Source organism: Streptomyces sp. A012304 (assembly GCF_026008495.1).
In the GTDB taxonomy this organism is placed as follows: Bacteria; Actinomycetota; Actinomycetes; order Streptomycetales; family Streptomycetaceae; genus Streptomyces.
On sequence record NZ_BQUN01000118.1, the window covers coordinates 78,790 to 85,572 of the forward strand.

Genomic DNA, 6,783 nt, shown 5'->3' on the forward strand with positions numbered 1-6,783 from the left:
GCTGGGCGCCGTCGACTGAGGGTCCGGTCGGCGGCCCGCCGGAGGGCCGCCCGGCGCTCGGGCGTCACCACTTGCCGGGCGCGTAGTCCTTCATGAAGACGCCGTACAGGTCCTCACCGGCCTCGCCGCGCACGATCGGGTCGTAGACCCGGGCGGCGCCGTCGACCAGGTCGAGCGGGGCGTGGAAGCCGGCCTCGGCGAGGCGCAGCTTGTCGAAGTGCGGGCGCTCGTCGGTGATCCAGCCGGTGTCGACGGAGGTCATGAGGATGCCGTCGGTCTGGAACATCTCCTGGGCGCTGGTCCGCGTGACCATGTTCATCGCGGCCTTGGCGGCGTTCGTGTTCGGGTGGCCCGCGCCCTTGTAGCCGCGGCCGAAGACGCCCTCCATCGCGGAGACGTTCACCACGTACGCGCGTCCGCTCGCCGCCCTCCTCGCGGCCTCGGCCATCGCCGGGCGGAGCTTGCTGATCAGGATGAACGGCGCCGTGTAGTTGCACAGCTGGGTCTCGAGGAGCTCCACCGGGGAGATCTGCTCGATGGTCTGCACCCAGGTGTTGGTGTCGACGACGTCGGGGACCAGGCCGCCCGCGTCGATGGCGGTGCCGTCGAGGTGGCGCGCGACGCTCGCGTTGCCCGCGACCAGGGCGAGGTCGGCGACCTTCTGGGCGTCGATGCCGCTGGTGCCGAGGGGCAGTGCGGCCAGCCCGTCGACGGCGCCGGAGTTGAAGGCGCCGATGACATGGTGGGCGGGCAGCTCACCGGCGGGCAGCGGGGCGCTCTCGCCGTCGACCAGGGCGGCGTAGGCGGAGGGCAGACGGCGCACGGTCTGCGTCGCGTTGTTGATGAGGATGTCGAGCGGGCCCGCCTCGGCGACCTGCTCGGCCAGGGCCACGGCCTGCGCGGGGTCGCGCAGGTCGATGCCGACGACCTCCAGGCGGTGCATCCAGTCCGCCGCGTCGTCCATGGCCTTGAAACGGCGGATGGCGTCCTTGGGGAAGCGCGTGGTGATCGTGGTGTGCGCGCCGTCGCGCAGCAGCCGGAGCGCGATGTACATGCCGATCTTGGCGCGGCCGCCGGTGAGCAGCGCGCGCTTGCCGCTCAGCTCGGCGCGGGCGTCGCGCTTGGCGCGGTTCACTCGGGCGCAGTCCGGACAGAGCTGGTGGTAGAAGTAGTCGACTTCCACGTACCGGGTCTTGCAGGTGTAGCAGGACCGGGGGCGCTGGAGTATCCCCGCGACCTGCCCCTCCTCGGTGACCGACGACGGCAGGATGCCCTCGGTCTCGTCGTCGATGCGCTGCGCGGAGCCGGTCGCGGTGGCCTCGGTGACCGCCTTGTCGTGGGCGGTCTTGGCGGCCCGGCGCTCCTGGCGGCGGCGCTGCTTGACCGTGCGGTAGACGCCGGCCGTGGCCCGGCGCACGGCGATCGCGTCGGGGTGGTCGATCTCCAGCTTGTCGAGTTCCTCGAGCACGCTCAGGCAGACGGCGAGCCGCTCCGGGTCGATGCCGGGCCCGTACACGACCTCGTCCGTGATCGCCGAGCCGTCCTCTGTCACCGTCATCGCGCTGCCGTTCCCTGCTCACCCGTGCGGCGCTCCGACCGCGTCCGCTTTCGAACGCGGAAGTCTACGGAGCGCCGGGCCCCACCTCCAAACCCGAACGGGTCAGCAGCGGCACGCCGTGACGAGGGTCTCCACCTCCTCGGCCAGGGCCCGCGCGAACCGGTCGAGGTCCCAGACCGCCTCGGCGTCCGCGACCAGGCCGAAGTGGACGTTGCCGCGGTAGGTGGAGATCGCGACCGCGAGGGACTGACCGCGGGCCAGCGGGGCGTACGGATAGACCTCGGTCATCGGGTTCCCGCCGAGCTTCAGACCGAGGCTGGGCAGCGGCACGCTGGTGACGAGGATGTCGAACCAGAGCCGGGCGGCCTGGCTGACCAGAGGGCCGCCCAGCCGGTGGCCGAGGGCGGGGACGTGGTCGGCGAGCAGGGCGACGGCCCCCGCGCCCCGGCCCGGTCCGGCGTCCTTGTTGCGGTCCATCGCGGCGCGCACGGCGCCGAGCCGGCCGAGCGGGTCCGGGTCGTGGACGGGGAGCTGCATCAGGTACCCGGAGAGGCGGTTGCCCTGCGGGTGGGCGGTGCGGGGCCGGCGCTGGGAGACGGGGATGAGCGCGCGTGGCGCGACGCCCTCGCTGCCGTCGCCGCGCTCGTCGAGCCAGCGGCGCAGTGCGCCGGCGACGACCGCGATGAGGACGTCGTTGACGGTGCCGCCGACGACCTTGCGGACGCGGTGCACGTCGTCGAGGTCGAGGACCACGCCGGCGGTGCGGCGGGTGCCGGTGGGCCAGGCGGTGAGGGCGGCGGTGGAGCGCCTGGCGAGGGTGTGGACGGCGACCGAGGCACCGATGTCGAGGGCGCGGCCGACGTCGGACAGCGCCCCGCGCAGCAGGTCGGGCAGGCCGGGCCGGCGGGCGCGGGCCGGTTCGGCGCGGCGGGGCCTGGGCGGGGGCAGGTCCAGGGGATCGAGGACGGCCGCGGCGAGCGTCAGCGCCCGCAGGCCGTCGGCGAGGGCGTGGTGGAACTTGAACAGCACCGCGAAGGAGGCGCCCTCCGCCGCCGGCACGACATGGGCCTCCCAGGGCGGGCGGCCGCGCTCCAGCGGGCGTTCCATGAGCCGGCCGGCCGCGGCCTGGAAGTCGGCGGCGGGCGCGTGCAGCCGTACGTGGTGCAGCGGGTCGAAGTCCGGGTCGGGCTCACGCACCGCGCCCCCGAAGGCGCGGGGCTGCCACACGTCCCGGATCCGCATGCGCAGACCGGGGACCGCCGCCGCGCGCGCGGTGAGCAGGTCCGCCGCGTGGGCGGCCGCGGTGGGCGAGGGCGCGGCGAAGACGCCGAGCGCGCCGAGGTGCATGGGATGCTCGGGGGACTCGATGTTCCAGAAGGCCAGATCGAGGGGTGCGAGCGGATCAGCGGTCAAGGGCTTGCCTCGCGTCGACGACGGGTGGGCCAGCCAGTCAATCCCTTCGGGCGATTACGGTCAAGTACGATCAGGCTACGCACAGTTAACAGTCGATTAAGAGTGCATCGAACGGAGCACAGGGGTCGAAAACACCATCGATTACGGCACCTGCTGGCCCTTCCCCAGGGCGATGACCCCACCCTTGGACACCGTGTACAGCTCGGCGTCCCGCTCCGGGTTCACACCGATGGTCGCGCCCGGCGGCACCTCGACGTTCTTGTCCAGCACCGCCCCGCGCACCACGGCGCCCCGGCCGATGTGGACGTTGTCGTGCAGCACCGAGCCCTGCACCACCGCGCCCGGATCGACCACGACCCCGGGCGAGAGCACGGAACGGGTGACCTGCCCGCGGATCAGGCAGCCCGCACTGATGATCGACTCGCCGGCTATGCCACCCGCGTTGAAGCGGGCCGGGGAGAGCTGGTAGGAGTGCGTGTAGATGGGCCAGCTGCGGTTGTAGAGGTTGAACGCCGGGCGGTCGGCGATCAGGTCCATGTGGGCGTCGTAGTACGCGTCGAGCGTGCCGACGTCCCGCCAGTAGCCCCGGTCGCGGTTGGTCTCGCCGGGCACGTGGTTGTCGCTGAAGTCGTAGAGCCGGGCCTCGCCGCGCTGGGTGAGCTGGGGCAGAATCGATCCGCCCATGTCGTGCGGGGAGGACTCGTCCTCGGCGTCGCGCTGGAGCGCCTCGATCAGGGCCTTGGTGGTGAAGATGTAGTTGCCCATCGAGGCGAACACCGACTCCGGGTCGTCGGCGAGACCGGGCGGGTCTGCGGGCTTCTCCAGGAAGCGCTCCACGCTCTGCCCGTCCGAGCCGGGGGTGATCACCCCGAACGACGACGACTCGGTGCGCGGGACGCGGATCCCGGCCACCGTCACGCCCGCGCCGCTGTCGATGTGCTGGGTGAGCATCTGGCGCGGGTCCATCCGGTAGACGTGGTCGGCGCCGAACACGGCCACGTACTCGGGCCGTTCGTCGTAGATCAGGTTCAGCGACTGGAGGATCGCGTCGGCGCTGCCGAGGTACCAGCGCGGGCCGAGCCGCTGCTGGGCCGGGACCGGGGTGATGTAGTTGCCGAGCAGGCTGGACATCCGCCACGTCGTGGTGATGTGCCGGTCCAGCGAGTGCGACTTGTACTGCGTCAGCACGCAGATGCGCAGGATGTCGGCGTTGACGAGGTTGGAGAGCACGAAGTCGACGAGCCGGTACGTGCCCCCGAAGGTGACCGCGGGTTTCGCCCGGTCCGTGGTGAGGGGCATCAGGCGCTTTCCCTCACCGCCCGCCAGCACGATCCCGAGCACAGAAGGTCCTCCACGACGCATGGCCGCTCCCCTCACCAGGTTGATCCATGCCTGCCCCCGCGCACGGCGCCCTACGCCTGTTTGAGGATCTCCTCGTACAGCCGGGCCGTGCGCCGGGCGACCGCGTCCCAGCCGAACTCCCGCACGGCGCGGGCGCGTCCGGCCTCGCCCATGCGGCGGGCGGCCTCCGGATCGCCGAGGACCGCGTCCAGCGCCCGCGTGAGGCCGGCCTCGAAGTCTTCGTCCACCGGGACCAGGAGGCCGGTCACGCCGTCCTCGACGACCTCGGGGATGCCGCCGACCCGCGAGGCCACGACGGGCGTGCCGCAGGCCATCGCCTCCAGGTTGACGATCCCGAGGGGTTCGTACACCGAGGGGCAGACGAACACCGCGGCGTGCGTGAGGAGCTGGATCACCTCGGGACGCGGCAGCATCCGCGGGATCCAGTGCACCCCGTCCCGGGCCCGGCTCAACTCCTCGAACAGCTCCCGGAACTCGCGGTCGATCTCGGGTGTGTCCGGCGCGCCCGCGCACAGCACCACCTGGGCCGCCGGGTCGATGCCCCGTACGGCGCGCAGCAGATGCGGCACGCCCTTCTGGCGGGTGATACGGCCGACGAACAGCACGTACGGGCGGGACGGGTCCAGCCCGATCCGCGCGAGGGCGTCGGTGCCGTGGTCGGGCCGGTACAGGGTGGTGTCGATGCCGTTGTGCACGACGTGCACCCGGTCCGGGGCGAGCGTCGGATAGCAGGCGAGGATGTCCTCGCGCATCGCGCCGGAGACGGCGACCACCGCGTCGGCGGCCTCCACGGCGGTCCGCTCGGCCCAGCTCGACAAGGCGTATCCGCCGCCGAGTTGCTCGGCCTTCCAGGGGCGCAGTGGCTCCAGCGAGTGGGCGGTCAGCACGTGCGGGACGCCGTGCAGCTCCTTGGCGAGATGGCCGGCGAGATTGGCGTACCAGGTGTGGGAGTGGACCAGTTCGCGGCCCTCCAGGGCGGCGGCCATGGCGAGGTCGACGGAGAACGTGCGCAGCGCGTCGTTGGCGCCGTCGAGGGCGGACCAGGGGCGGTGGCGCAGCACGCCGGCCGCCCGGTCCGCCGAGGACACCTCGCCCCAGCAATGCACCTCCAGGTCGACCAGTTCCCGCAACTCGCGGGCCAGGAACTCGACATGGACGCCCGCGCCGCCGTACACGTCCGGGGGATACTCCCGGGTCAGCAGTCCCACTCGCACCCGGAACCCCCAATTCTCCGTGGCCGGTTCCCTCATGGTCACCCAGACGGGGCGCGCGGGGAAGAGCGCGGGGGGCGGGTGAAGCAGCAGTCGCCGCAGACGCCTGCGCCGGGCACCCGGTAGTAGAGGCAGCAGCTGCGGCGGCGGAACGCGGTGCCGGTCAGGGCGCCGGTGCCGGCGAGCAGGGGGTCGTCGAGGAGTTCCGCGGTGAGGGCACGGGCCCGGTCGGCGGCCGCCGGGCGGTCGTGGGCGCGCGCCCACTGCTCCAGCAGGCGGGCCGCGCCGGCCAGCGCGGAGGCGGCGTTTCCCCACAGCAGGCCCGGGGCGACCGGGTGGCGGTCGCGCAGGGCCGTCGCCAGGGGGGCGAGGTGGCCGCGCAGGACGGTCTCGGCCAAGGTCCGCGGGTCGCCGGGCCTGGCCCTCACCTCCGTCAGCCACAGGTCGTCGGGGGCGCTGCCCTCCGGGTCCCAGCGCAGCAGCCGCGGCTCGAGGTCGGGCGTCGCGCCGTACAGGGCGGCGCAGCCGAGGGCCACCGACCACAGCCGGGCCGCGAGCCCCTGCTGTGCCACCGAGGCGGCGACGCGCGGCTCGGGGGCGCGCAGGGCACGGGCGACCTTGCGGACCCGGAAGTCCAGGGCGTTCCCGTGGGTGTCACAGGGCCGGTGCGCGTAGGCGTCGGCGAGGGTCGGCAGGGGCCGGGGCGGCTCCGGCGCGGTGCGCAGGGCGAAGAAGCCACCGAGCGGGCGGAGCGCGGCGAGAGCGGGGTCGAGATCCACGAGAGGCAGTATTGACATGCTCCTCGCCCTGAAGGGCGAGGATTCTGGCCTTCCCGACCGGTTGCTGTGCCGCTACGCGGCACAGCAACCGGTCGGGAATCCGTGGCTTCCTGCTTCTTCGCGCTGTGCCGGGACTGCTCCTGGTCTTACCGGCGCTCCGCAGGCTGATACCGCCAGTCCGGCGGCCGTCTTCACGTTGATCGCGGCGTTGGTGTCCCGGTCGTGGACGGCGCCGCAGGCGGTACACGTCCATTCCCGCACGTGCAGGGGTTTGGGCCCGTCGCGGTGGCCGCAGGTGGAACAGGTCTGCGAGGTCGGCTCGAACCGGCCGATCTTGATCAGAGTGCGGCCGTACCGGGCGGCCTTGTACGTCAGCATGCTGATGAACGAAGCCCAGCGTGGGCGCGGGCGACCTTCTGGCGGGCCTTGGCCCGGTTCTTGGATCCCTTCTGCTTGCGGG

The 6,783-nt window shown here is 72.9% G+C and carries 5 protein-coding genes and 1 pseudogene; all 6 read right to left on the bottom strand.

What is annotated here, in order from left to right; all coding sequences use genetic code 11:
• Positions 1-64: 64 nt before the first annotated feature.
• Positions 65-1,558, bottom strand: a complete 1,494-nt coding sequence (locus ALMP_RS31955) for an SDR family NAD(P)-dependent oxidoreductase (protein WP_264934753.1) — start codon at positions 1,556-1,558, stop codon at positions 65-67.
• Between the two features lie 102 nt (positions 1,559-1,660).
• Positions 1,661-2,971: a wax ester/triacylglycerol synthase family O-acyltransferase gene (locus ALMP_RS31960; RefSeq protein ID WP_264934755.1), complete on the bottom strand. Its 1,311-nt coding sequence runs from the start codon at positions 2,969-2,971 to the stop codon at positions 1,661-1,663.
• A gap of 141 nt (positions 2,972-3,112) precedes the next feature.
• Positions 3,113-4,333 (bottom strand): glucose-1-phosphate adenylyltransferase, encoded by a 1,221-nt coding sequence (glgC, locus tag ALMP_RS31965; RefSeq protein WP_264934757.1) that lies wholly within the window; start codon positions 4,331-4,333, stop codon positions 3,113-3,115.
• A 50-nt stretch (positions 4,334-4,383) separates the two neighbouring features.
• Positions 4,384-5,547, bottom strand: a complete 1,164-nt coding sequence (gene glgA / locus ALMP_RS31970; RefSeq protein ID WP_264934759.1) for a glycogen synthase — start codon at positions 5,545-5,547, stop codon at positions 4,384-4,386.
• A gap of 38 nt (positions 5,548-5,585) precedes the next feature.
• The gene (locus tag ALMP_RS31975) at positions 5,586-6,341 is read right to left on the bottom strand and encodes a (2Fe-2S)-binding protein (RefSeq protein WP_264934760.1); all 756 of its coding nucleotides are present in this window, start codon (positions 6,339-6,341) and stop codon (positions 5,586-5,588) included.
• A gap of 54 nt (positions 6,342-6,395) precedes the next feature.
• A pseudogene (locus ALMP_RS31980) lies at positions 6,396-6,719 on the bottom strand (zinc ribbon domain-containing protein); the annotation flags it as partial.
• Positions 6,720-6,783 lie beyond the last annotated feature (64 nt).